Consider the following 24834-nt stretch of genomic DNA (forward strand, 5'->3'; position numbering starts at 1 on the left):
TCTGCCCTGGCTGCTGATTCCCGCACGGCACGACGCCAGCGTTGACCGCTGAATCGACTACCGCGTTGATGAGGGATGCAGGCATTGGGCTGATCTTTTTTGAAGGGTTTGGAGAGTGAATCAGCTGATTCACGAGCGCCGACTATAACCAGCGTGGGACATGGATTGCAACGATTTGGACAAAGGGCCAGCAGGGACAGGTCGAAGGCTGGCGCATAGGCTGATGAGCAACGGATAGGCCCATTGATGGGGAGACAGGGAATGCTCGAAATCACATGCCAAGGGAACGGACGAATTTGCGGTATCAGTTGCACAGGTCGCAGGCCAGGAAACAGGCAAGCATCGCCAAAGCTCTATTACAGCTACCAGCGCGGCAAGACTTGTCGAAAGTACGCTTCGAACCCATCGACGCCATAGCACTGAGCGCGTTCGAGCTCTGGGAGAATCCACTTTTTTGCTGGCGAGAGGTTGCCGCATGGAAATCACGAGAACCCCTGTCGCTGGATATCGCAATCTGGTTCGAAGAACAGCTCTGCGGACTGTGTTTCGTCAATCCGAACAAAAGCCGCCAACGTATTCGAATCGTACGATTGGAAGGGCGACCCGGAGATTCTCACCCGCTGAAAAATCGTATCGGAACCTTGGCAATGATGGTCATCGATGAGTTCGCCCAAATAATCGGCAGCAAGTTCATTGAAGTCCAGGAGCCGATGCAGGGAGCAATTCCTGTTTATACAAAGCTCGGCTTCAAATTTGATTTGGAAGGTCGTCTTGTCCTCGCAGTGGAGAGTAAAGTATCGTGAAAACAGCTCAAGTAATGATCAATGAGGGAGGGAGCATGCGCAAATCAGTCAAGAAATCCCCCGCTAAGAAAAGATCAATCAAAACAGAAGAAAAGATTGTGTCATCCGGGCTATCAGCCAATCAGCAGCGCTTTCTGCAGCTACTGATTGCAGGCATTGAAGACGAACCCAACGTTCTCGCCGGGCGCCGCTGACTCACAGATAATAAAAAACCGCTCACAAGGAGCGGTTTTTTCATTTCAACATCCGGCTTCAACCAAACAGCCAATACCCCAGCAACGTCAACACCACCACCGCCAGCACCGGGCGCAGGACGCGGTAGGCCTTGGGATTGCGGCGCTTCCACTGTTTGACCACACCGCTGAACCGGTCGCTGAAGTTCTTGCTCCAGGCGTAAGCCTGGTTGATCCCACCGACACGTTCGTCATCAAGGTTCTGCGGGGCGGTGGCACGCCCCAGCCAGGCGCTGATGGCGCGGTTGATGCGAGTCATCAGGCGGTTGCTCAGTGGTCGTTCGACGTCACAGAACAGGATGACGCGGGTCTGATCGGTTTCGTTCTTGACCCAGTGCACGTAGGTCTCGTCGAACATCACGTCTTCACCGTCGCGCCAGGCGTAGACCTGACCGTCAACGAAGATCCGGCAGTCGTCGGAGTTTGGCGTCGACAGGCCCAGGTGATAGCGCAGTGAACCGGCAAACGGATCGCGGTGCGGGTTCAGGTGGCTGCCACCCGGCAACAGCGCGAACATCGCGCCTTTGACGTTAGGGATCGCACTGACCAGCGCCACGGTTTTCGGGCACAGGGTTTCGGCTGACGGCAGCGGTTTGTCGTACCACTTGAGGTAGAAACGCTTCCAGCCCTTCTTGAAGAACGAGCCGAAACCGGCGTCATTGTTCTTCTCGGCAGCGCGGATATAGCCCTCGTCGAACAGGTGCATGGCCTCGTCGCGAATGGTTTCCCAGTTATCGCGCAGCACGTCAAGTTCCGGGAACTTGCTGCGATCCAGATAGGGCTTGGACGGAACGCCGGAGAACAGGTACATCAAGGCGTTGTACGGAGCGAACAGCGCCGAGTGATTGACGAACTGACGCAGTACCGGCAGACGCGCCTTGCCGCGCAAATGCACATAGAGGATGCTGCCCACAAACAGCAGCAACACCAACACCTTGGCGGCTAACGAAAAGGTCATCAACGACTCCTTGAATAAAGACAACGCTGCGCATGGCCCTTCATCAGGCATGGCAGCCGGCAATGATAAACACTACCGGCGTGGGGCAACACCCGCCGAACCAAAGATTCAGTGTTAAGAATTGCGCAACAAAGCATTTATTAGCATAAGGTTCCTGAATCCCGACTGATCTGCATCAATTCGATTACTGCTGATTCTCCTGTTCCGTGAACAGATCGCTGAACAGCATGCTCGACAGATAACGCTCACCGGAGTCCGGCAGAATCACTACGATAGTCTTGCCCTGCATTTCCGGGGTCTCCGCCAGACGCACTGCTACGGCCATGGCCGCGCCGCAAGAGATACCGCACAAAATCCCCTCTTCCTGCATCAGGCGCAGTGCCATGGCCTTGGATTCTTCGTCGGTGACCTGCTCCACCCGGTCGACCATCGACAGGTCAAGGTTCTTCGGCACGAAACCGGCGCCAATCCCCTGAATCTTGTGCGGGCTCGGTTTGATCTCCTGGCCCGCCAGTGCCTGGCTGATCACCGGCGAAGACACCGGCTCCACCGCCACCGACAGAATCGGTTTGCCCTGGGTATTCTTGATATACCGCGAAACGCCAGTGATGGTTCCGCCGGTCCCGACCCCGGCCACCAGCACATCAACGGCGCCGTCGGTGTCGTTCCAGATTTCCGGGCCGGTGGTTTTTTCATGGATCGCCGGGTTGGCCGGGTTATCGAACTGCGATGGCATGAAGTATTTGCCAGTGTCGCTGGCAACGATTTCGGCAGCCTTCTCGATCGCGCCTTTCATGCCCTTGGCCGGTTCAGTGAGGACCAGTTCTGCGCCAAGTGCCTTGAGCACCTTGCGCCGCTCGATGCTCATCGAGGCCGGCATGGTCAGCATCAATTTGTAACCACGGGCGGCGGCAACGAAGGCCAGACCGATGCCGGTATTGCCCGATGTCGGCTCGACAATGGTCATGCCCGGCTTGAGTTTGCCGTTGCTTTCGGCGTCCCAGATCATGTTCGCGCCGATCCGGCACTTGACCGAATAGCCGGGGTTGCGCCCCTCGATCTTGGCCAGGATGGTCACGCCGCGCGGCGCGATGCGGTTGATCTGCACCAGCGGCGTATTGCCGATGGAATGGGCGTTGTCAGCGAAAATACGGCTCATGGCTGGGTCCTTATGCAGCGTTGAATTCAGCCTTTCAAGGTATGCCTGTTGCCGGGCACAGTCCAGTCGGGTCGAACGTCTGCGCCGCGCTACAGTCAATCGCTTACATCGTTCGGGAATTGTTGCCATGAAGCGTCGCTACAGCTGGCCATTAGGGATTTTTGCCGTCGTCGTTGTGCTGCTGATCGTCCTGCACATCGCCCTGCCCTACGTGGTGCGCGATTACTTGAACGACAAACTGGCCGACATGGGCGATTACCGTGGCCAGGTCACCGACGTCGATCTGGCCCTGTGGCGTGGCGCCTACCGGATCAACGGCCTGAAAATCGTCAAGGTCGACGGCAAGGTACCGGTGCCGTTCGTCAACGCGCCCGTGATCGATCTGGCGGTCAGTTGGCACTCGCTGTGGTACGACCATGCCGTGGTAGCGCAGGTGCAATTCTTCAATCCCGAGATCAACTTCGTCGATGGCGGCCCCAACAAACAGAATTCACAAACCGGTAAAGGCACTGACTGGCGGGCACAACTGGGCAAGCTGCTGCCGATCACCCTCGACGAAGTGCAGATCCACGACGGCAAGATCAGTTTCCGCAATTTCAATTCCAAACCGCCGGTCAACATGAACGCCAGCAATGTCGAAGCGAGCATCTACAATCTGACCAACGTGGTCGATAAACAGGGCAAGCGCGACGCGCGTTTCGAAGGCAAGGCCAAACTGCTCGGCCAGGCACCACTGGAAACCACGGCGACTTTCGATCCGCTGAGCAACTTCGAGGACTTTCAGTTCCGCCTGCGCGCCCGCGACATCGAACTCAAGCGCTTGAACGACTTCGCCTCGGCCTACGGCAAGTTCGACTTCAATGCCGGCCATGGCGACGTGGTCATCGAAGCCCAGGCGAAAAAAGCCCAGGTCACTGGCTACATCAAGCCGCTGCTGCGCGACGTCGAAGTGTTCAACTGGCAGCAGGACGTGGAAAACAAGGACAAGAGCATCTTCCGCTCAGTCTGGGAGGCCATCGTCGGCGGCACGGAAACCGTGTTGAAGAACCAGGCGAAAAACCAGTTCGCAACCAAGGTCGAACTCAGTGGCAACGTGCACCAGCAAAACATCAGCGCGTTCGAAGCGTTTTTGCAGATTTTGCGCAATGGCTTCATTCAGGCTTTCAATGCGCGGTATGAGCGGCCTAAGCCGGATGCGGGCTAGAGCGCTGCGCCAGCATTTCCAAATAGAGTGTATCTGCGCCGATCTGAATATCCGGTTCCGGCCATTCCACACTCCAGCCGTGATCGCCCAGGATTACAGAGGCGAATATCTCAGGGTCCAGCAATGGCTGGAGTCCTGGACCGTCTTGAAGATCTTGACTCAAATCGACCACCCATCGCTGATCATCGATAAAGGTCAGTTCCAGACAAAAATCAGACCAGACACGAACCGCCGACAGGCGGGGGCGTTTCATCGGTAACATCATGCAAGTCCTTCATCAGATGATGGGCTGCTTCGCAACCCAGCGGGAGCGAGCTCCCTCGCCACAGATTTAGTGGGCATCCTGGAGGCTATCGCTAAATCAGCAAGCCCTGAATGCTGGCTATCAGCCGAAACTGAGTCAACATGTGACGCTCCATTCAGAGACTGAATAAGCCGTCTGCGTTCACAGTCGACCGGGCTGCGCGTTATAGTCGGAGCATCCGATTTTTTCGCCCCCGCCCTGCCCGTGCAGGTCGGCGTTACCGTTCGAGGATTAGCAGATGAAGTTCGAAGGCACCCAGGCCTACGTCGCCACCGATGACCTGAAGCTGGCGGTCAACGCCGCCATCACCCTGGAGCGGCCGCTGCTGGTCAAGGGCGAGCCGGGCACCGGCAAGACCATGCTCGCCGAGCAACTGGCCGAATCGTTCGGCGCCAAGCTGATCACCTGGCACATCAAATCCACCACCAAGGCCCATCAGGGCCTGTACGAGTACGATGCGGTCAGCCGTCTGCGCGATTCGCAATTGGGCAACGAAAAAGTCCACGACGTGCGCAACTACCTGAAGAAGGGCAAGCTCTGGGAGGCTTTCGAGTCCGAAGAGCGGGTGATCCTGCTGATCGACGAAATCGACAAGGCCGACATCGAGTTTCCCAATGACCTGCTGCAAGAACTCGACAAGATGGAGTTCTACGTTTACGAAATCGACGAGACCATCAAGGCCAAGAAGCGCCCGATCATCATCATTACCTCGAACAACGAGAAAGAGCTGCCGGACGCCTTCCTGCGCCGCTGCTTCTTCCATTACATCGCCTTCCCGGACCGCAGCACCCTGCAGAAAATCGTCGATGTGCACTACCCGGACATCAAGAAGGATCTGGTCAGCGAAGCGCTGGACGTGTTCTTCGACGTGCGCAAGGTGCCGGGGCTGAAGAAGAAGCCGTCGACTTCCGAACTGGTGGACTGGCTGAAGCTGCTGATGGCCGACAACATCGGCGAAGCGGTGCTGCGCGAGCGCGATCCGACCAAGGCCATTCCGCCACTCGCCGGCGCCCTGGTGAAGAACGAACAGGACGTGCAGTTGCTTGAGCGCCTGGCATTCATGAGCCGTCGCGGCTCTCGATAAGGGCATCGTCATGCTGCTCAACCTGTTCAATGAAATGCGTGCAGCCAAGGTGCCGGTGTCGGTGCGCGAGCTGCTCGACCTGATCAACGCGCTGAAACAGCGCGTGACCTTCGCCGACATGGACGAGTTCTACTACTTGTCGCGGGCGATTCTGGTCAAGGACGAACGGCATTTCGACAAATTCGACCGTGCGTTCGGCGCCTACTTCAATGGTCTGGAAAAGCTTGACGATCACTTGCAGGCGCTGATTCCCGCAGACTGGCTGCGCAAGGAATTCGAGCGTTCGCTGACTGATGAGGAACGCGCGGCGATCCAGTCCCTCGGCGGCCTGGACAAGCTGATCGAAGAGTTCAAGAAACGTCTGGAAGAACAGAAGGAACGTCACGCCGGCGGCAACAAATGGATCGGCACCGGCGGCACCAGCCCATTCGGTTCCGGCGGCTTCAACCCGGAAGGCATCCGCGTCGGCGACGCCGGCAAGCGTCAGGGCAAAGCGGTCAAGGTCTGGGATCAGCGCGAGTACAAGAACCTCGACGATTCGGTGGAGCTGGGCACGCGCAACATCAAGGTCGCCCTGCGTCGCTTGCGCAAGTTCGCCCGTCAGGGGGCGGCGGAGGAGCTGGATATCGACGGCACCATCGACCACACCGCCAAGGACGCCGGCCTGCTGAATATCCAGATGCGCCCCGAGCGGCGCAACACGGTAAAGCTGTTGCTGCTGTTCGACATCGGCGGCTCGATGGATGCACACGTGAAAATCTGCGAGGAACTGTTCTCGGCCTGCAAGACCGAGTTCAAGCATCTGGAGTACTTCTACTTCCACAACTTCATTTATGAGTCGGTGTGGAAGAACAACATGCGCCGCACGTCCGAGCGTTTCTCGACGCAGGATCTGCTGCACAAGTACGGCGCCGACTACAAAGTGATCTTCATCGGTGACGCCGCCATGGCGCCCTACGAAATCACCCAGGCCGGCGGCAGCGTCGAGCACTGGAACGAAGAGCCCGGCTATGTGTGGATGCAGCGCTTCATGGAAAAGTACAAGAAGCTCATCTGGATCAACCCGTATCCGAAGGACACCTGGGGCTATACCTCGTCGACCAATATCGTGCGCGATTTGATCGAGGATCAGATGTATCCACTGACCCTGCGCGGGCTTGAGGAAGGGATGCGGTTTCTGTCGAAATAATCTTCGTTAGCCGTGATGGCCCCTTCGCGAGCAAGCCCGCTCCCACATTTGGAATGCATTCCCCTGGGGGAGCGGGCTTGCTCGCGAAGCTCTCAGCTATTTCGAAAGCGCCGCAAATACTCGACATGCTCCCGGTGCGCCACTTCCTGCACCACCGGCCTCAACCGCACCTGCGCCCCCGGCAGACACTGCGCCAATCGCGCCAGCGCCAACGGCGTCAGCGCTCCCAAACGTGGATAGCCACCAATCGTCTGCCGATCATTGAGCAAGACAATCGGCTGCCCATCCGGCGGCACCTGCACCGCGCCCAGCGGAATGCCCTCGGAAATCATCGGCCGGCCCTGATACTGCAACGCCTTGCCCAACAAGCGAATGCCCATGCGGTCGGCGCGACTGTCGAGCGTCCACGGACTGTTGAACACATCAAACAGACTCTGCCCGCTGAACTGGCCAATCTGTGCGCCGAGCACCAGATCCAGCGGCGCATTGAGGCGCAGATCAGGTCGATGTGCCAGCGGCACTTCACGCACCTGAAGAACCGCACCGCGATAACTCAGTGTCGCGCCCTTGGCCAACGGCAAACCCATGCCATCCAGACCACCGAGCTCTTCGCGCACCACCGTGGCACTGCTGCCCAGCACCTGCGGCGCGTCGAAACCGCCGGGCGCCGCCAGATACGCCCGGGCGCCGAGCAGCGGTTGGCTGAACTTCAAGATTTGCCCTTTGCTGAGCTTGAAACTGCGCCACGGCGCCAGCGCCTGCCCGTCAATCTGCGCGCCGAGATCCGCCCCGGCCAACGCCAGCAAGCAGTCTTCCTGCGCCCGCACGGCAAACCCGCCGAGGGTGATTTCCAGCACCGGCAGATCCAGTGCGTTACCCAGCAACCAGTTGGCCCAGCTCATCGAACACCCGTCCGCGGCGCCGCCCTGGGTCACGCCCAAATGGCGCACGCCAAAACGCCCGGCGTCCTGCAACAAACAAAGCGGCGTGCTGGCCTCAATCGTCAGTCGGCTCATGCCAGCGCCTCCAGTGGCGTGTCATCGCCGCCCAGGTTGATGAACTCGGCGTGGCTCACCGCTTCGAAACGCACGGTGTCGCCGGGTTGCATCAGGCTGTAGCCGTCGCGAAGGCGGTCGAACAGTTTCGCCGGAGTGCGGCCGATCAGGTTCCAGCCGCCGGGGGACACCACCGGATAAGCCGCCGTCTGCCGCTCGGCGATACCGACGCTGCCGGCCGCGACTTTCTTGCGTGGGGTGTCCAGGCGTGGCGCCGCGAGGATTTCTTCCACCAGCCCCATGAAGGCGAATCCCGGTGCGAAGCCAAGGGCGAACACCTGATATTCGCGAGCGCTGTGCCGCCGAATCACCTCCTCCACCGCCAACCCGCTGCGCTGCGCCAGCAGGCTCAGTTCGGGGCCGACACTCAGGTCGTACCAGACCGGCAACACATGGCACTGGCCGCTGGTTCGAGCGTTCGGCGACAGATCGATCAACGCTTCAGCGATCAATTCACGGGCCTGATTCGGATTCAGTACCGTCAGGTCGTAATGCACCATCAGCGTGGTGTAGGACGGCACCAGATCAATCAATAGCGCGCCAAATACCGTGCGCAGGCGCTCGCTGGCAGCGAGCATCCACGGCATGTTGGCTTCGGCGATTTCATCGAACAGGCGCAGCATCAGGCAATCCACGGCCACCACTTCAATCCGTGGGTTCATGGCGCGCTCTGCTGATTCAGGGCCTCGCGAATGCGCTGCACGGCAGCCACGGAACTGGCGTTGTCGCCATGCACGCACAAGGTGTTGGCCTGCAACTGCAATGCGCTGCCGTCGCTGGCGACGAGTTCACCGCCACGGGCGATGGTCAGGGCCTGTTCGATGATTTTTTCTGGCTCGTGATGCACCGCGCCCGGCAGTTGCCGCGAAACCAGTCGACCTGCGCTGTCGTAGGCGCGGTCGGCGAAGGCTTCGAACCACAGGGTCACGCCGTATTCGTCACCGAGCTGCTGCGCCGCCGCGTTATCGCGGGTGGCCATCAGCATCAGCGGCAGGCTGCGATCATAGGCGGCCACGGCCTGAATCACTGCACGCAATTGCGCCGGGTTGGCCATCATGTCGTTGTACATCGCGCCGTGGGGTTTGACGTAGCTGACCCGCCCGCCCTGCGCGCGGCAAATGCCGTCGAGCGCGCCGATCTGGTAATGCAGAATGTCGTGCAGCTCTTGCGCGGAATAGGCCATGGAACGCCGGCCGAAACCGACCAGATCCTGATAGGCCGGGTGCGCGCCGATCTGCACACCGTGACTCAGGGCCAGGCTGACAGTCTTGCGCATGATGCTCGGGTCACCGGCATGGAAGCCGCAGGCCACGTTGGCGCAGTCGATGTAGGGCATGACCTCGGCGTCCAGACCCATGGTCCAGCTGCCGAAACTCTCGCCGATATCACAATTCAATAGCAGGCGGCTCACGGTGAAACTCCTGTAGCTTCTTGTCTTTTTGTCTGTAGGACGCTTGCTCAGCAGGTTATCAGTTACTGCGCATCCAGTTGCTTGCCACGGGTTTCCGGCAGGCTCAACGCTGCGAGAATCACCACGCCGTACGACACCGCCGCGAACGCACCGATACCTACGCTCAACGGCACTGTCTGGCTGAGCAGGCCGATCAGCAGCGGAAACAAAGCCGCCAGCGCCCGGCCGATGTTGTAGCAGAAGCCCTGCCCCGAACCGCGAATCCGCGTCGGAAACAGCTCGGTGAGAAACGCGCCCATGCCGCTGAAAATCCCCGAGGCGAAGAAGCCCAGCGGAAATCCCAGCCACAGCATCACCCCGTTGCTCACTGGCATTTGCGTGTACAGCAGAACAATGGTGAACGAGCCGACCGCGAACAGGATGAAATTCTTTTTACGCCCGAGCAGATCAGTCAAATAAGCGCTGATCACATAGCCGACGTAGGACCCGACAATCACCATGGCCAGATACCCGCCAGTGCCGAGCACACTCAAGCCGCGTTCGTTCTTGAGAAAAGTCGGCAGCCACGAGGTGATCGCGTAATAACCGCCGAGTGCGCCGGTGGTCAGCAGCGACGCACGGAACGTGGTGAACAGCATGCCCGGGGCAAAGATCTCGTAGAACTTCGCCGGGTTTTGCGGAGTTTGCGCAGCCTTGGCTTCGCGATAGATCTCCGGGTCTTTTACCAGTCGCCGCACGAAGATCACGAAAATTGCCGGGACGATGCCGAGGATGAACAGCGCACGCCAGGCATCTTCCGGCGGCAACACCGAGAACAGCAGCGCATACAGAATCGCCGTCAGCCCCCACCCCAGCGCCCAACCGGATTGCACCATGCCCACCGCTTTGCCGCGATCCTTGGCGCGGATCACTTCACCGATCAGCACAGCGCCGGCGGTCCATTCGCCGCCGAAACCGAAGCCCATCAGGGTCCGGGCGATCAGCAACTGTTCGTAGTTCTGCGCGAAACCGCAGAGGAACGTGAAGAAGGCGAACCACAGCACCGTCAGTTGCAGGGTGCGCACGCGGCCGATCCGGTCGGAGAGAATCCCCGCGACCCAGCCGCCAATGGCCGAGGCGATCAGGGTGCTGGTGTGAATCAGCCCGGCCTGCCCGGTAGTGATGCCCCACATGGCGATCAGGGTCGGCACCACGAAGCTGAGCATTTGCGTGTCCATGCCATCCAGGCCATAGCCGATCTTGCAGCTCCAGAAGGTGCGACGCTCTTGCTGATTGATGTTGCGATACCAGTCGAACGGTCCGGGGCGGGCCGTGCTCTTGGGGAGGTCGAGGGTGTCGGGCGCACGCATGGCAAGTCTCCGCAGGCTTTTATTGGTCTTGTTCGAAGTTCCGACGACGCCTATCGTGGGAACCGGATGCGCCGATTTTTCGTCGCCCGGCCCTGCTGCGTCCAACGAATAAAAACCCGCCTTAGGCATAAGAAAAATTTGTCACCCGAGCCGTTGCCATGAACCTGAAGTTTCTCGAGACCTTTGTCTGGGTCGCCCGGCTGAAGAGTTTTCGCCTGACCGCCGACAAGCTGTTCACCACCCAGGCGTCGATTTCCAGCCGCATCGCGGTGCTCGAAGGCGAACTGGGGGTGAAGCTGTTTCTGCGTGATTCACGCGGCGTCAGCCTGACGCCCGAAGGCCTGAAGGTGCTGGATTATGCCGAGCAGATGCTCGATACGATGTCAGCCCTGAAGCAATCGATCGAGACCCGCTCGAGCAAGGTCGGCCGGGTGCGCATCGGCGTGATGGACACGGTGATCCACACCTGGCTCAGCCCGTTGGTGGCGCAGATGACCGATCTGTATCCACGAGTGGAAATCGAGCTGGTGGCGGATACCTCGCTGAACCTCTGCGATCAGCTGCAAAAAGGCTTTCTCGACATCGTTCTGCAAACCGATCTGGTACGTCACGAAAGCGTGCGCAGTCTGGAGCTGGCCAGCCATCCGCTGGGCTGGATCGTTGCGAGCAATTCGATCTACAACCGCGAGTACGCCGACCTCGGCGAACTGGCGCAGGAACGGCTCATCACCTACTCGAAAAACTCCCGACCGCATCAGGATCTGCTGGCATTGATGCAGACCAACGGTGTGTTGGCGCCGCGGCTGAACTGCGTGAACTCGGTGTCGGCGATTACCCGGCTGCTGCGTGATGGATTTGGCATCGGCGTACTGCCACCGGTGCTGGTGGCCGAGGAACTGGCGCGGGGTGAACTGACATTGCTCGACATCGACCAGCGACCACCGAATCTGCAAGTGGTGGTGTCGTGGCGGGTGGGCGTGGAGTGGGTCGAGGAGATGGTGACGTTGTGTCAGCAGGTGCTGGAGGGGTATGCGCGCAAGGTTGGTGAAAACTACATCGTCTTGAGTGCCTGACACCCTGTGGCGAGGGAGCTTGCTCCCGCTGGACTGCGAAGCAGGCCCAAAACCAGACACCCTAATCATCCAGGACAATTGAGCTCATAGGTTTACGACTGCTGCGCAGCCGGGCGGGAGCAAGCTCCCTCGCCACAGTGATCGCGCGGTCCTTAAAGACCACGCACGTCGCGGTCTTCAATCGGCCGGCTCTGGCGCAAACGCCGGCCACCGAGCACCACCCAGTCAATCAGACGAATCAGGCACTCGATGCCGAACGACAGCAGCAACGCGCCGCTCATGCCCCAGATCATCGCTTCCGGAGTCAGCAGGATCTGGTAGCTGTAGCCGTTCCAGGTTTCCTTGCGAATGTCCGGGTCGGCGGCCAGCACCACTTGCAGGAAGCGGATGTACCACGGGCCCTGCATCGCCTGGAACTGTTTATCCAGCGCCAACTGCCGGTCGAGCAAAGTGCTCAGGCTGTCGGCATCGCTGCGAAACACCGGATCGTCACTGGCGCGGTAATGTGCAACCAGCGCCTGCAAGTCGCCCTTGAAGAACTGCTCGGCGGTGCCCTGGAAACCGCGCAAACCGGTCTGCGCTTCGATCAGATGGGCTTCGACACGTTTGGCGTAATCGTTGATGAACCCCGGCACCTGGACACCGATCAACAGGCCCGCCGCAAACAACACCAGCCGTAGATAACTGAGCAACATCGAGGAGAGATCCTTTATTCGGTCGTGCCCTGGCTGACGCATTCGCCGCGTCGCCACAGGCTCCATTGGCCCGGTTCGTAACGGGTCCAGGTTTCGTTTTCGGTCAAAGGCTCGGTGGCGATCACCGTGACCACATCGTTGGGCGTGGTTTCTGCCTGGAAATCGACGATCACATCGACATCCTTGAGCCGCGCCGGACCGAACGGTGCGCGCCGGGTGATCTGTGCCAGTTTGGTCGAGCAATAGCAGAACAGCCAGTCGCCATCGCTGAGCAGGCAGTTGAACACGCCTTTGCTACGGTATTCGGCGCAGGCGGCGACCAGATCCGGCAGCAGCACTTCTATATCGACCGGTTCCGGGAATGCGGCACGCACGCGGTTGAGCAAATCGCAGAAGGCCGCTTCGCTGTCGGTGTCGCCCACCGGGCGGTAGAAACTCTTGATCGGGGTGAAGTCGGCGAGCTGGCCGTTGTGCGCGAAACACCAATTACGACCCCACAGTTCGCGGACGAACGGGTGGGTGTTGGACAGGCAGACCTTGCCGACGTTGGCCTGGCGGATATGACCGATGACCACTTCGCTCTTGATCGGATAGCGCTGCACCAGGTTGGCGACTTCCGACTCGCAACTCGCCGCCGGGTCCTGAAACAGGCGCAAGCCGCGACCTTCGTAGAAAGCGATGCCCCAGCCGTCGCGGTGCGGGCCGGTACGCCCGCCGCGCTGCATCAGGCCGGTGAAGCTGAACACGATATCGGTCGGCACGTTGGCACTCATGCCCAGTAGTTCACACATGTGCTGACTCTCGTGATTACAGACGCGGCTCGACGCGCATGCGTTGCGGATTGTTCGGCAATGGCGGGCGACCGTAACGGTCGTCTCCGGCACCACCGAACGGCTGATCGTCGTCGCGATCATCGGCACGGGCCGCAGCCTTGGCGGCTTCGGCCTGTTCGCGGCGCGCTCGTGAAGCACGTTCGATCGGGAAGCGGATCAGCACGAAAATCAGGTAGATGCCGAACGCAATCATGCCGTACATGAACAGATCGGAAATCGCTCGCCAGGCGTTGTTGCCGACCTTGAAGGCCAGATCCAGCGCGGTAATGGCGATCGACGGTGCGACCTTGGCTTTCACCGGGTCAATGATGGTCGGGCTGAACAGCAACACCGCCATCAGCACCCGCAGCGGCTCGCGCAGCCAGCGCCACATCCAGCGGGTCAGGCGCATCCATACCAACAGGCAGCCCACAGCGGCAAAAGCGTAGAGGCCCCAGGCGATCAGATAGTCGTTCTCGGTCATGGTGTCCATGGCAAGGCAGGCAAAGAGGCGCTTATAGTAACGACTTTTCGCCCGTCAGGCTTGTCCCAATAGACACACGACCTGTGGGAGTGAGCCTGCTCGCGATGACGGACTGCCTGACAACATTGATGTTGAATGTGCCGGCCTTATCGCGAGCAGGCTCACTCCTACAAGATCTGCGGCGGTTTCAAGAGCTGCGAAATCCCTTTTTCCGAACATTGTCCGAGAGCCTTCCATGCCCGAATCCGCCCACGTCCTCCGCGCCCCGATCGCCCACAAGGCTGCCGGTGCCGACCCGTATGCCTGGCTGCAGGAACGCGACACCGACGCGGTGCTCGACTACCTCAAGGCTGAAAACGCCTATCAGGAAGCACAGACCGCCGATCAGGCCGGCCTGCGCGAAAGCCTGTTCGAAGAGATCAAGGGCCGGATCCTCGAGACCGACCTGTCCCTGCCCTCGCCCTGGGGGCCGTATCTGTATTACACCCGCACCACGGCGGGTGACGAGTACGCCCGGCATTACCGTTGCCCGCGTCCGGCTGACGACAGCCTGACCCTCGATGAAAGCCGCGAACAACTGCTGCTCGACCCGAACGTGCTGGCCAATGGCGGTTTCTTCTCGCTCGGCGCGTTCAGCATCAGCCCCGACCACCAGCGCCTGGCCTACAGCGTCGATGCCTCGGGCGACGAGATCTACACGCTGTTCGTCAAGGAACTGGCCAACGACAAGGTCAGCGAACTGGAGTTCGAAGACTGCGACGGCAGCATGACCTGGGCCAACGACAGCCTGACGCTGTTCTTTGGCGTGCTCGACGACACCCATCGCCCGCACAAACTGTATCGCTATCGCCTCGACGGCACGGCCGCCGAAGAGGTGTTCCATGAGCCGGACGGGCGCTTCTTCCTGCATTGCTACCGCTCCAGTTCCGAGCAGCAATTGCTGCTGACCCTGGGCAGCAAGACCACCAGCGAAGTCTGGGCACTGGATGCGCATCAGCCGCACCTGCCCTTCACCTGTCTGGCGCCACGGGTCGAGGATCACGAATACGACGTCGACCACGGTGTGCTGGATGGCGCGTGGACCTGGTTCATCCGCACCAACCGCGACGGCATCAACTTCGCCCTGTATCAGGCGCCGGACACCGGTGCGGTACCGAGCGAAGCCGACTGGCAGAACCTGATCCCGCATAGCGACACGGTGATGCTCGACGGCGTGACGCTGAACACCGCGGCCATGACCCTGAGCCTGCGCGAAGGCGGTTTGCCGATCATCGAAGTTCACCCGCAAGGCCAGACGCCGTATCGCGTGCAACTGCCGGACGCGGCCTACAGCCTCTATGTGCAGAACAGTCTGGAGTTCGAGAGCGACCGCATCCGTCTGCGTTACGAGGCGTTGAACCGTCCGGCGCAGGTTCGGCAGTTGCTGCTGGCCAGCGGCGAGCAAACCGTTCTGAAGGAAACCCCGGTGCTCGGCCCGTTCGACGCCGACGCCTACATCAGCCAACGCCTGTGGGCTACCGCGCCGGACGGCACGCAGGTGCCGATCAGCCTGGTGATGAAACGCGAGATGGTCGGCAAACCGGTGCCGCTGTATCTGTACGGTTATGGCGCCTACGGTTCCAGCCTCGATCCGTGGTTCTCCCACGCACGCCTCAGCCTGCTGGACCGCGGCATGGCCTTCGCCATCGCCCATGTGCGTGGCGGCGGTGAGCTGGGCGAAGCCTGGTATCGCGCCGGCAAACAGGAACACAAACACAACACCTTCAGCGACTTCATTGCCTGCGCCGAATTCCTGATCCTCAACGGCATCACCACCGCTGAAAAACTGGCGATCAGTGGCGGCAGCGCTGGCGGCTTGTTGATTGGCGCGGTGCTGAACCAGCGTCCAGACCTGTTCGGCGTGGCGATTGCCGAAGTGCCGTTCGTCGACGTGCTCAACACCATGCTCGACCCGGACTTGCCACTGACCGTCACTGAATACGACGAGTGGGGCAACCCCGAAGAGCCGGACGTCTACGAGCGGATCAAGGCCTATGCACCGTACGAAAACGTCACCGCGCAGAATTATCCGGCAACCCTGGTCATCGCCGGCTACAACGACAGTCGCGTGCAGTACTGGGAAGCGGCCAAGTGGGTGGCGAAATTGCGCGCGACCAAGACCGACAACAATCTGCTGCTGCTCAAGACCGAACTCGGTGCCGGGCATGGCGGAATGAGCGGGCGTTATCAGGGATTACGTGACGTAGCGCTCGAATATGCGTTTGTGTTCAAGGTTTTGGGCCTGGCCTGAGGAACTCCGTCGGTCACTTGGGTCTTAACTCCAGACCCAAGGGGCCGATACACCACAGATCCTGTAGGAGTGAGCCTGCTCGCGATAGCGGTGTATCAGTCACCGGTGATGTGAATGACAGACCGCTATCGCGAGCAGGCTCACTCCTACAAGGGCCCGTGTAGTGCCTTGAAAATGTGAAAACAATAAAGACCGCAATGACATGTCAGAACCCACCCTGCTGAACAACGAAATTCGCGACTGGCTGATGGACTGTGGCCTGTTCGATCAATTGCAACTGGCGGACTTTGCCGCAGCCTCGGGCTACTTCAGCATCAGCACCGTGGCGGAGGGCGAAGCGATTTTCCGTGAGGGCGATGCCGGCAGTTTCATGTGCATCCTCCACACCGGTCAGGTCGCCGTGCAGAAGACTGGCCCCGACGGCCAGGTCATCACCATGGCCACCCTGCGCAGCGGTCGGGCGTTCGGGGAAATGGCCGTGCTGGATGGCGAGCGCCGTTCGGCGACCTGCGTCGCCGCGAGCAACTGTCAGTTGCTCAATCTGGGCAAGGATTCGCTGGAAAAGATGCTCAACGACGCACCGAAGATCGCCGCCAAGATCATCCGCGCCCTTGCCGTGTCCCTCTCCAAACGCCTGCGCATGGCTGACGGCCAACTCGCGGCGCAACAGATTTAACCGCCCGGGGATTTGACCTTGGTGCCGCTCGGTTCGATGCCCGGCACCGCTTGATCCTTGCTCGGCGGGCTAGGCATTTCGATCGGCACCAGCGGCGGGCTGCCACTGCCGGCACCGGCCTTCGGTGCGCTGATCGGGGTGATTTGCGGATACGGCGTCGGCGTGGCGGTGCCGGGTGAGCCGGGTTGCGGCGTCGGGCTGACCGGAATGGTCTGCTGCGCCTGCACTGCAGTAATCGAGAGCGCGGCCAGGGCAATGACCGTTAGAATGGTGCGCTTCATCAAGGGCTCCGTTTGGCCTTTAGTCTGCGCTCAGGCTACTCCCAACGGGCCTGCTTGCCTTCCCCTTTGTAGAGATTTCCATGAAACGTTTCGTTCTGCTCGACACCACGCCGATCCCTGACAACGGTGGCGCTCTGTGCCTGTTCGAGTATGGCGAGGATTTCGTCATCAAGATCCAGGGCGGCGACGGCGGGCAATTGATGAACACACGCATGCACGGTTCGGAAGATGCACTGGCCGAGATCCCTTGCCGCAAGGTCGCCGGCCGGCCGAATTCGCGGGTGTTGATCGGCGGTTTGGGCATGGGTTTCACCCTTGCCTCGGCGCTCAAACATCTGGGCAAGGGTGCCGAAGTGGTGGTCGCCGAACTGGTGCCCGGCGTGGTCGAGTGGAATCGCGGGCCGCTCGGTGAAAAGTCTGGGCGACCGTTGCTCGATCCGCGCACGGTGATCCGTCAGGACGACGTGGCCAAAGTGTTGCAAAGCGAGCCGAACGGCTTCGACGCGATCATGCTCGACGTCGACAACGGCCCCGAAGGCCTGACGCAGAAAGCCAACAGCTGGCTGTACTCCGCCGCCGGCCTGAACGCCTGCGCCAAAGCCCTGCGGCCCAAGGGTGTGCTGGCGGTGTGGTCGGCCAGCGCCGACCGGCAGTTTTCCGACAAATTGAAGAAGGCCGGTTTCAAGGCCGAGGAAGTGCAGGTTTTCGCCCACGGCAACAAGGGCACCCGCCACACGATCTGGATTGCCGAGAAGCTCAAGGGCTGAGCTAAACTCTGCACATAACCGTCATTAGTCTTTTTACAAAGGTGAACCCATGAGTTCGTCCACCCCGACCAACACGTCGAAGCTCGATCGCATCCTTGCCGACAATCAGCGCGACAAGGAAATGGGCTACCGCGACAAGGCCCTGAAGATGTATCCGCACGTCTGCGGCCGCTGCGCTCGTGAGTTTTCCGGCAAGCGTCTGAGCGAACTGACCGTGCACCACCGCGATCACAACCACGACAACAACCCGCAGGACGGCTCGAACTGGGAACTGTTGTGCCTGTATTGCCACGACAACGAACACTCGCGCTACACCGACCAGCAATATTTCGGCGACGGCTCGCTGAGCACGCCGAAAATCGCCAAGGCCACGCATAATCCGTTTGCCGCCCTCGCCGGGCTGATGAAGAAAGAAGATTAAAGTTCTTCATTGGCCCGACTGGCCCCTTCGCGAGCAAGCTCGCTCCCACACTGGATCGGTGTCATACACAAAACCACTGTGGGAGCGAGCTTGCTCGCGAAGGCGGCCGTTCGGGCACCGGTAATCCTTGATCTGACCACAACTGCCCAATCCCCGTATAATCGCCCTCTTTTTCCCGAAGGCACCCCGCTCGTGGCAGACAAACGTTACAGCTGCATTGGTTTGTACAACCCCAAATCACCGGAGAACGTCGGTTCGGTGATGCGCGCCGCAGGCTGTTACGGCGTGGCGTCGGTGTTTTACACCGGCAAGCGTTATGAACGCGCCGCCGATTTCGTCACCGATACCAAGCGCGTGCACTACGACATCCCGCTGATCGGCATCGACGACCTGAAAAAGATCCTCCCGCTCAACTGCGTCCCGGTCGCCGTGGAACTGGTCGAGGGCGCCCGCCCGCTGCCGGAATACACCCACCCGGACCGTGCGCTGTATATCTTCGGCCCGGAAGACGGCTCGCTGGATAAAGAGATCCGCGACTGGTGCGAAGACGTCGTGTACATCCCGACCACCGGCTGCATGAACCTGGCGGCGACGGTCAACGTCGTGCTCTACGACCGCATGGCCAAGGGCCTGAATACTCGCTCCGGTCCGAAATTCCGCTGAAACGTCGCACATCCGATGGAACGAGCCGGCCGCTGCGGCAGTCAGCTTATCTATCTATTGCACATTGCCTGGGAGACAGATCATGACCGAACTCAAACGCGTCCAACGTATCGATTCCACCCCGTTCCAGAGCCCGACCGAGCAGAACGTTCAGGGCTGGGAGCGCATCGGCTCGCTGGCCGGTGGCGTGATCATGGTCGGCAAGGGCCTGCGCCGTGGCGGCGTGTTCGGTCTGATTCAGGTGGCGATTGGCGGCGTGGCAATGGCCCGTGGCATCACCGGGCACAGCTCGATGAAAAGCCTGCTGGAAAAAAGCCGCGAGGACATGAACAACGTCCGGGCGAAGATCGAACGGGCCGGGGAAGAATTGAGCAAGCTCAAGGCCAATGCCGAGGCAGCGACCAGCACGGCCACGGTGACTGGCAATGATTCGGTGAAATCACCAAAAGCCGGGGTTTGATTCGAGATCTTCGTTGAGGCTTCTGGCCTCTTCGCGAGCAAGCCCGCTCCCACATTGAACCGGATTCCGTCAGTTGGAATGCGATCTTCGGTGAAATCACCAAAAACCGGGGTTTGATTCGAGATTTTCGTTGAGGCTTCTGGCCTCTTCGCGAGCAAGCCCGCTCCCACTTTGAACCGGATTCCGTCAGTTGGAATGCGATCTTCGGTGAAATCACCAAAAACCGGGGTTTGATTCGAGATTTTCGTTGAGGCTTCTGGCCTCTTCGCGAGCAAGCCCGCTCCCACTTTGAACCGGATTCCGTCAGTTGGAATGCGATCAAATGTGGGAGCGGGCTTGCTCGCGAAGGCGGTATTACTGAAGCAATGCGCTATCGAGAACTTTCGAGGATTCGCCCAGAACACTCTCGGCCAGTTGCACAAACGCCTTGGTGTCCACCGTCCCGAGATGCATCGCCCCGCGCAACACATCATCCAGCGAACGCTTGTTGCGCGTCTTCAAGCGAATCTCGCGATCGAGTTCCTGCAGCACAACCACCGCTTTGGCAACTTGCGCCGGGCTGATCTGTTCGCCGCGCAGGGTCGTGACTTTCTGACTTTCCCTGTTCAGCTTCGCCTGTAACGCCTGATAGCGCTCATCGCTCATGCCACCGGCACGGCGTACCAGTTCGATCGCGTAATACTCGGCAAACCCTTCACTGATCCAGTCGCTGCGATGCTCGTCGTTGATCCGGCCGAACACCTGCGCCAGCTCACGCACCAGCGCACTGCTGCCACTCTCGCTGACCAGCGGCAGACGCGTGTTCAAGTAGATCGATTCGTGCGCACCCAGACTGCCGCGCCACATCGGGTCGTTGGCGCCGACGATCAACAGCTTGCTCGGATGCCGTGGATACACGGCCTGCACCTGCGGCCAGATGAACGTCAGCAGCGTCAGCACATCCATGCGGCGCATGCCCTGCCCTTGCGGCGAGGCCACGGTGACTTCGGTTTCTCCCAGGCGCGTGCGGCGGCTGCCGAGGTGACCGGCGAGCATCCAGCCGGTCGGACGGTCGAACAGCCGTGAAGGGTTGTCGATGCGGAATTTGTTCTTGCCGATGCGCGGCCAAGCGGTTTCGACGCTTTGCCAGCCGTTGGGCAGTTCGAATTGCAGGCGCGACACCAGCTCGACGCCATCCTGCTGATCGAGCCTGGCCGGCGGCACCAGGTCATCACCGCGCAGCAAAGCCCAGTTCGGGGTCATGCGCGTGTCGAAGCTGCCGCTCTTGCGGCCGTGGCTGATGCTGACGCGGTAAGTCAGGCTGGGCTTGTCGCCACTCGGACGCCACAGGCCACGTGCCTGTTTACCCGGGGTCAACTGCCACTGGCCGTCGGCCTTGAAGTCGCTGTAGTGGCTGCCGTCGCCGAGGTCGAAATCGAGACTGCGCACCGCGTCACCTTTGGCCAGGGTCAGGCTCACTTCGGCCTGATCGCTTTGCGGCAGCAGGCGTACGTGGTAATCCAGATCGACTTTCTTTGCCGCCCACACTGGCGCGCTTAGCGCCAGCAGACCGATCAGCGATGCCCGCAGCAATCCCCCAGCCATACACACTCCTTGTTGAATCCTGGAACCCTTGGTGCTTAACCGGCGCGGAAAATCAGGTGATCTTCCCAGTCATCCTCCGGCACGCTGCCTTCGGCGAGCATGCGCCCGGACTGGGAAATCCGTTCGTGGTGCACCGCGTCACGGTCGCCGCACACCAGGTGGTGCCACAGCGGCAGGTCCTTGCCTTCGCTGACCAGACGATAACCGCAGGTCGGCGGCAGCCATTTGAATTCTTCGGCCTGGCCCGGAGTGAGCTGGATGCAGTCCGGGACAAACTGGATGCGATTCGGGTAGTCGCTGCACTGGCAGGTTTTCAGGTCCAGCAGTTTGCAGGCGATGCGTGTGTAATAGACGCTGTTGTCTTCTTCATCCTCGAGTTTCTGCAGGCAGCACAGACCGCAGCCGTCGCACAGCGATTCCCATTCCTCGTGATCCAGTTGATCGAGGGTTTTGCGTTTCCAGAACGGTTCGACTTTGGCGGCCATGGCTCAAGCATCAACATCAGGTGGTGAAAAGGCCGCCAGTCTAGTGCCCACGGCCTTGCGGGCCAAGCGCTGGCGACTGTCGGTAAATCCCGCTTGTCAGGCGAATCGCCGCCCAGTAGGGTTTTGCCACGAATTCATGACTCAAACACAGCAAGGAATCTTTCGATGAGTGCCAACCCTCGCGTTGCCGATTACGCCATTCACCCGCAGTTCACCGAGCGCTGGTCGCCCCGCGCCTTCACCGGCGAAGCGATCCCGGAAGAAACCCTGCTGAGCTTCTTCGAAGCCGCACGCTGGGCCCCATCGGCCTACAACTCGCAGCCGTGGCGCTTTCTGTATGCGCGCCGTGATACGCCGAACTGGGAGCGCTTCCTGGGTCTGCTGAACGAGTTCAACCGCAGCTGGGCGCAACACGCATCGGCATTGGTGATCGTGATTTCGAAAACCACCTTCACCGCCCCCGGCGCCAGCGAAGAAACCCCGGCGCTGTGGCACACCTTCGACACCGGTTCGGCCTGGGGCCACCTGGCGCTGCAAGCGAGCATCAGCGGCTGGCACACCCACGGCATGGCCGGCTTCGATCAGGAGCTGACCCGCAAGGAGCTGAATATTCCGGAAGGTTATGCGCTGCACGCGGCGGTCGCTGTCGGCAAGCTGGGCGACAAGGCGACGCTGGCCGAGTACCTGCAGGCCCGTGAAACGCCGAGCCCGCGTCGTCCGCTGAGCGAGTTGGTGGCTGAAGGCAACTTCACCCTGTAAGCCAGCATGCAAAAACCACTGTAGGAGTGAGCCTGCTCGCGATGGCGTAGTGTCAGACAACATCAATGTCGACTGACACTACGCCATCGCGAGCAGGCTCACTCCTACAGGTATCGCGGTGGATTTAATATCCGCGGTTGAAATCCACTTCCCCGCGCAACGCTTCACCCGCCTGATACGCCTTCAGATTCTCGACGAACAATTGCACCATCAACGCCGGCGACGTCGGTGCCGAGCTGTGCCCGGTGAGCAACAAGCCCCAGGCGGTCCAGAACGGATGGCGTTGTGGCAACGGCTCCTGACGGCAGACGTCGATCACCGCGCCCGCCAGATGCCCTTCCTTCAAGGCTTCCACCAGATCCGCATCGACCACTGCCACGCCGCGTCCGACGTTGATGAACAGCCCGGTCGGTTTGAATTGCTTGAACAGCGCCGCGTCGTAAATGTCGTGGGTGTGCTCGGTGTTCGGCAGCAGGTTGACCACGTAATCGACCGCGCCCACCAGCCGTGGCAGATCCGCCATCGAGCCGACCTCGACAAACGGCGCCTGCTCGCGCGCGCTGCTGGCGATGCCGTACAGCTCGACGCCAAACGGCAACAGGAACTGCGCCACGCTCTGGCCGATATCGCCGGTGCCGACGATCAGCACCTTGCGCCCGACCAGGCTCTGGCCGGTGCGGTTGTCCCACTTGCGCTCGACCTGGCTGACCAGGCGCGCCAGCACTTCCCGCTCGTGACCGAGCATGTAGGTCAGCACGTATTCGGCCATCACCTGACCGAAGATCCCCACCGCACGGGTCAGGCGGTAATCGCGGCGCAAGCCGTCGGCGAGCAGCGGCGTGATGCCGGCCCAGGTCGATTGCAGCCATTGCGGCTGGTGGCCCTGACGCAGCAGGGTCGCCAGCAGATCCGGCTGCCCCAGCCACACCGGGCAATCGGCAGCCTGACGGGCCAGTTCGGCAGAGTCGCCACTGGTCAGTACTTCAAGTTCGGGGGCCGCCTGACGCAGCAGCCGGGCGTACACCGCGTGGTCGTGTTCAGCAATCAGAACGCGCATCTTCAAACCTTTCGCAAACCGTGCAGGCAACCGCCGAAAGAGCCGTGCTCCTTCGTGGCGGTCGTCGCCGTAAAATCAGTTCCAGGGTGGCAAGAGGCCCAGAACAGGGCCTCGCAGATCAGACCGGGTCGTTGCGTCGCAGCAACTCTTCGGGCAGGTGTTCGATGTACTCGTCCTCGGCCGGTGGCATTTGCAGGTGATAGCCCTGCTTGTCGAGGTTTTCCAGGACCACGACGATGTCCTCGCGCGCCAGCGTGCGCTCAGGGGTCAGCACCAGGTCAAAGGAATGCTTCGCCTTGCCGAAGGCCGCCATCAGCGCTTCGGGCACGCGCTCCAGAGCATCGCTCTTGAGCACGTAAAGATACATCCCGGGTTTCTTCGAGCTTTGGTAAATGGAGCAAATACGTTTCAAGGCTGTTCTCCGGCGGTGGCCAGGCTGTCCAGCAGCTTCTGGCCCATGAGTTCGCGGCGCCAGCCACGCAGCGACTCAGGCAATTGATAAGGGCCCTCGGGGAAGCCGCTTTTGACCAGCGCTTCGAGGGTTTTCTTGCGCAGCATCAGTTCCGGCGCGATGCCCAGGCGTTCGGCCTCGGCCTGGCCGAGGGCGCGCAGTTGCTTGATCAGCGCCGCCGCTTCGACCGGCAATGGCTCCGGCACCGCTGGCGGCCATTGATCAGGCCCCACACTGCCAGAGCGCTTGATCAGATCAAGCAGAAATTCGCCGTCCTGACGCACGGTACGCGGGTGCATGTCTTCGATCTTGCCCAGCGCGGCGAGGTTGTCCGGTTGCGTGCGGGCCAGCGGCCACAGCGAATGTTCACGGACGATGCGGTTGCGCGGCAGATTGCGCGCGCGGGCTTCACGCTCACGCCAGGCGCAGAGTTCACGCAGCACAGCCAGTTGCGCACGGGACAGTTTCCACGCCAGTTTGGCCTCGCGATAGACCTCGTATGGGTCGGTCTCGCGGCGCAGGTTGGCCACCAGTTCAGCGCCATCCTCCAGCACCCAGGCGAATTTGTCGTCGGACAGTTTCGGTCGCAGTTGTACGAAAACTTCCGCCAGATGCACCGCATCTTCAGCGGCGTAGCTGACTTGAGTGTCGGACAACGGGCGCTGCAACCAGTCGGAACGGGTTTCGCCCTTCGGCAGCTCGATACCGAGCACTTCCTGCACCAGCCGCGAATAGCCCATCGAGAACCCGAGGTTCAGGTAAGCCGCTGCCAATTGAGTATCGAACAACGGCGCCGGCAGGCTGCCGGTCAGACGCAACAGCACTTCGAGGTCTTCGCTGCAGGCGTGCAGGACTTTGAGCACCGCCGGATTTTCCAGCAACGCCGCCAGCGGTTGCCAGGCGTCGATGGTCAGCGGATCGATCAGGTAGGCGCGTTTGCCGTCGCCGACCTGCAACAAACCGGCAATCGGGTAGAAGGTGTCGACCCGCATGAATTCGGTGTCGAGGGCAACGAACGGCAGCTGCTGCCACTCGGCGCAAAACTGCGCGAGGCTTTCGTTGTCGCGAATCCAGTGAATATCGATGGCCACACGGCTCTCCCTTGAAGAATGGCGCGCAGTATATAT

The 24834-nt window shown here is 60.6% G+C and carries 28 protein-coding genes and 1 pseudogene; 13 read left to right on the forward strand and 16 right to left on the reverse strand.

Features of this window, described 5'->3' with window-relative positions; all coding sequences use genetic code 11:
- The first annotated feature begins 275 nt into the window (after window positions 1–275).
- Both JFU48_RS29625 and JFU48_RS29630 read left to right on the forward strand, forming a co-directional pair.
- Window positions 276–803 carry a hypothetical protein gene (locus tag JFU48_RS29625; protein ID WP_103521575.1) on the forward strand — a complete coding sequence of 176 codons (528 nt, stop codon included), beginning with the start codon at window positions 276–278 and terminating at the stop codon, window positions 801–803.
- Between the two features lie 35 nt (window positions 804–838).
- The gene (locus tag JFU48_RS29630) at window positions 839–997 is read left to right on the forward strand and encodes a hypothetical protein (RefSeq protein WP_003222649.1); all 159 of its coding nucleotides are present in this window, start codon (window positions 839–841) and stop codon (window positions 995–997) included.
- A 58-nt stretch (window positions 998–1055) separates the two neighbouring features.
- Here JFU48_RS29630 and JFU48_RS29635 read toward each other — a convergent pair whose 3' ends face one another.
- Window positions 1056–1994 (reverse strand): aspartyl/asparaginyl beta-hydroxylase domain-containing protein, encoded by a 939-nt coding sequence (locus JFU48_RS29635; RefSeq protein WP_103521574.1) that lies wholly within the window; start codon window positions 1992–1994, stop codon window positions 1056–1058.
- A gap of 184 nt (window positions 1995–2178) precedes the next feature.
- Window positions 2179–3153, reverse strand: coding sequence for a cysteine synthase A (gene cysK / locus JFU48_RS29640; protein ID WP_003222645.1), 975 nt, complete (start codon window positions 3151–3153; stop codon window positions 2179–2181).
- 127 nt (window positions 3154–3280) lie between these two features.
- Here cysK and JFU48_RS29645 point away from each other — a divergent pair, with 127 nt between their 5' ends.
- Window positions 3281–4357, forward strand: coding sequence for a DUF748 domain-containing protein (locus JFU48_RS29645; RefSeq protein WP_003222643.1), 1077 nt, complete (start codon window positions 3281–3283; stop codon window positions 4355–4357).
- Here the strand turns inward: JFU48_RS29645 and JFU48_RS29650 are convergent.
- Window positions 4353–4619, reverse strand: a pseudogene (locus JFU48_RS29650) (DUF2442 domain-containing protein); the annotation flags it as partial. The gene JFU48_RS29645 and the pseudogene JFU48_RS29650 sit on opposite strands and share 5 nt — an antisense overlap.
- A 280-nt stretch (window positions 4620–4899) precedes the next feature.
- Between JFU48_RS29650 and JFU48_RS29655 the strand changes: the two are divergent.
- Window positions 4900–5745 (forward strand): AAA family ATPase, encoded by an 846-nt coding sequence (locus JFU48_RS29655; protein WP_003222636.1) that lies wholly within the window; start codon window positions 4900–4902, stop codon window positions 5743–5745.
- A 10-nt stretch (window positions 5746–5755) separates the two neighbouring features.
- On the forward strand, window positions 5756–6934 hold the full coding sequence (locus tag JFU48_RS29660; RefSeq protein ID WP_201138473.1) for a vWA domain-containing protein: 1179 nt from the start codon (window positions 5756–5758) through the stop codon (window positions 6932–6934).
- 92 nt (window positions 6935–7026) lie between these two features.
- Here JFU48_RS29660 and JFU48_RS29665 read toward each other — a convergent pair whose 3' ends face one another.
- The 4 genes from JFU48_RS29665 to JFU48_RS29680 form a co-directional block, all read right to left on the reverse strand.
- Complete coding sequence (locus JFU48_RS29665; RefSeq protein WP_201138474.1) at window positions 7027–7950, reverse strand: 5-oxoprolinase subunit C family protein; 924 nt, start codon at window positions 7948–7950, stop codon at window positions 7027–7029.
- Window positions 7947–8651: a 5-oxoprolinase subunit B family protein gene (locus tag JFU48_RS29670; RefSeq protein WP_201138475.1), complete on the reverse strand. Its 705-nt coding sequence runs from the start codon at window positions 8649–8651 to the stop codon at window positions 7947–7949. Before JFU48_RS29670 ends, JFU48_RS29665 begins: the two co-directional genes overlap by 4 nt.
- Entirely contained in the window at window positions 8648–9400 is a 753-nt protein-coding gene (locus JFU48_RS29675) for a 5-oxoprolinase subunit PxpA (RefSeq protein ID WP_201138476.1), read from the reverse strand. Before JFU48_RS29675 ends, JFU48_RS29670 begins: the two co-directional genes overlap by 4 nt.
- A 62-nt stretch (window positions 9401–9462) precedes the next feature.
- Window positions 9463–10749 (reverse strand): MFS transporter, encoded by a 1287-nt coding sequence (locus JFU48_RS29680; protein WP_003222629.1) that lies wholly within the window; start codon window positions 10747–10749, stop codon window positions 9463–9465.
- 158 nt (window positions 10750–10907) lie between these two features.
- Here JFU48_RS29680 and JFU48_RS29685 point away from each other — a divergent pair, with 158 nt between their 5' ends.
- Entirely contained in the window at window positions 10908–11822 is a 915-nt protein-coding gene (locus JFU48_RS29685; RefSeq protein WP_201138477.1) for a LysR family transcriptional regulator, read from the forward strand.
- 152 nt (window positions 11823–11974) lie between these two features.
- Here the strand turns inward: JFU48_RS29685 and JFU48_RS29690 are convergent, their stop codons facing one another.
- Genes JFU48_RS29690 through JFU48_RS29700 form a run of 3 tightly spaced genes read right to left on the reverse strand, consistent with a single transcriptional unit; the run spans window position 11975 to window position 13822 of the window.
- Window positions 11975–12517, reverse strand: a complete 543-nt coding sequence (locus JFU48_RS29690) for a DUF2937 family protein (RefSeq protein ID WP_003222626.1) — start codon at window positions 12515–12517, stop codon at window positions 11975–11977.
- Window positions 12518–12531: 14 nt separating this feature from the next.
- Window positions 12532–13308, reverse strand: a complete 777-nt coding sequence (locus tag JFU48_RS29695) for a class II glutamine amidotransferase (protein WP_003222625.1) — start codon at window positions 13306–13308, stop codon at window positions 12532–12534.
- A gap of 16 nt (window positions 13309–13324) precedes the next feature.
- Window positions 13325–13822 carry a hypothetical protein gene (locus tag JFU48_RS29700; protein ID WP_007969598.1) on the reverse strand — a complete coding sequence of 166 codons (498 nt, stop codon included), beginning with the start codon at window positions 13820–13822 and terminating at the stop codon, window positions 13325–13327.
- 226 nt (window positions 13823–14048) lie between these two features.
- Between JFU48_RS29700 and JFU48_RS29705 the strand changes: the two genes are divergently transcribed.
- Window positions 14049–16103, forward strand: a complete 2055-nt coding sequence (locus tag JFU48_RS29705; RefSeq protein WP_201138478.1) for a S9 family peptidase — start codon at window positions 14049–14051, stop codon at window positions 16101–16103.
- 202 nt (window positions 16104–16305) lie between these two features.
- Window positions 16306–16779, forward strand: a complete 474-nt coding sequence (locus JFU48_RS29710; RefSeq protein ID WP_103484422.1) for a cyclic nucleotide-binding domain-containing protein — start codon at window positions 16306–16308, stop codon at window positions 16777–16779.
- Here JFU48_RS29710 and JFU48_RS29715 read toward each other — a convergent pair.
- Window positions 16776–17060, reverse strand: coding sequence for a hypothetical protein (locus tag JFU48_RS29715; protein ID WP_103484421.1), 285 nt, complete (start codon window positions 17058–17060; stop codon window positions 16776–16778). The two genes, JFU48_RS29710 and JFU48_RS29715, sit on opposite strands and share 4 nt — an antisense overlap.
- Window positions 17061–17140: 80 nt before the next feature.
- On the opposite strand from JFU48_RS29715, the gene JFU48_RS29720 reads away from it, so the two are divergent.
- The 4 genes from JFU48_RS29720 (at window position 17141) to JFU48_RS29735 (ending at window position 19371) form a co-directional block, all read left to right on the forward strand.
- The gene (locus JFU48_RS29720; protein WP_003222615.1) at window positions 17141–17827 is read left to right on the forward strand and encodes a spermidine synthase; all 687 of its coding nucleotides are present in this window, start codon (window positions 17141–17143) and stop codon (window positions 17825–17827) included.
- Window positions 17828–17876: 49 nt separating this feature from the next.
- Window positions 17877–18248, forward strand: a complete 372-nt coding sequence (locus JFU48_RS29725) for a YajD family HNH nuclease (RefSeq protein WP_003222612.1) — start codon at window positions 17877–17879, stop codon at window positions 18246–18248.
- 192 nt (window positions 18249–18440) lie between these two features.
- Window positions 18441–18911: an RNA methyltransferase gene (locus JFU48_RS29730; protein ID WP_007911337.1), complete on the forward strand. Its 471-nt coding sequence runs from the start codon at window positions 18441–18443 to the stop codon at window positions 18909–18911.
- An 82-nt stretch (window positions 18912–18993) separates the two neighbouring features.
- Window positions 18994–19371 carry a YgaP family membrane protein gene (locus JFU48_RS29735; protein ID WP_003222608.1) on the forward strand — a complete coding sequence of 126 codons (378 nt, stop codon included), beginning with the start codon at window positions 18994–18996 and terminating at the stop codon, window positions 19369–19371.
- 354 nt (window positions 19372–19725) lie between these two features.
- On the opposite strand, the gene JFU48_RS29740 is transcribed toward JFU48_RS29735, so the two are convergent.
- Window positions 19726–20955, reverse strand: a complete 1230-nt coding sequence (locus JFU48_RS29740) for a hypothetical protein (RefSeq protein ID WP_201138479.1) — start codon at window positions 20953–20955, stop codon at window positions 19726–19728.
- Window positions 20956–20990: 35 nt separating this feature from the next.
- Window positions 20991–21440, reverse strand: coding sequence for a YcgN family cysteine cluster protein (locus JFU48_RS29745; protein WP_064586443.1), 450 nt, complete (start codon window positions 21438–21440; stop codon window positions 20991–20993).
- A gap of 165 nt (window positions 21441–21605) precedes the next feature.
- Here JFU48_RS29745 and JFU48_RS29750 point away from each other — a divergent pair, with 165 nt between their 5' ends.
- Window positions 21606–22199 carry a nitroreductase family protein gene (locus tag JFU48_RS29750; protein ID WP_003222603.1) on the forward strand — a complete coding sequence of 198 codons (594 nt, stop codon included), beginning with the start codon at window positions 21606–21608 and terminating at the stop codon, window positions 22197–22199.
- A 124-nt stretch (window positions 22200–22323) separates the two neighbouring features.
- Here JFU48_RS29750 and JFU48_RS29755 read toward each other — a convergent pair whose 3' ends face one another.
- The 3 genes from JFU48_RS29755 to rnd form a co-directional block, all read right to left on the reverse strand.
- Window positions 22324–23256 (reverse strand): D-2-hydroxyacid dehydrogenase, encoded by a 933-nt coding sequence (locus tag JFU48_RS29755; RefSeq protein ID WP_003222601.1) that lies wholly within the window; start codon window positions 23254–23256, stop codon window positions 22324–22326.
- A 118-nt stretch (window positions 23257–23374) separates the two neighbouring features.
- Complete coding sequence (locus tag JFU48_RS29760) at window positions 23375–23668, reverse strand: YcgL domain-containing protein (RefSeq protein ID WP_201138480.1); 294 nt, start codon at window positions 23666–23668, stop codon at window positions 23375–23377.
- Window positions 23665–24798: a ribonuclease D gene (rnd, locus tag JFU48_RS29765; RefSeq protein ID WP_103485622.1), complete on the reverse strand. Its 1134-nt coding sequence runs from the start codon at window positions 24796–24798 to the stop codon at window positions 23665–23667. Before rnd ends, JFU48_RS29760 begins: the two co-directional genes overlap by 4 nt.
- Window positions 24799–24834 lie beyond the last annotated feature (36 nt).

Origin of the sequence: Pseudomonas sp. TH49 (genome assembly GCF_016650625.1) — a bacterium.
In the GTDB taxonomy this organism is placed as follows: domain Bacteria; phylum Pseudomonadota; class Gammaproteobacteria; order Pseudomonadales; family Pseudomonadaceae; genus Aquipseudomonas; species Aquipseudomonas fluorescens_H.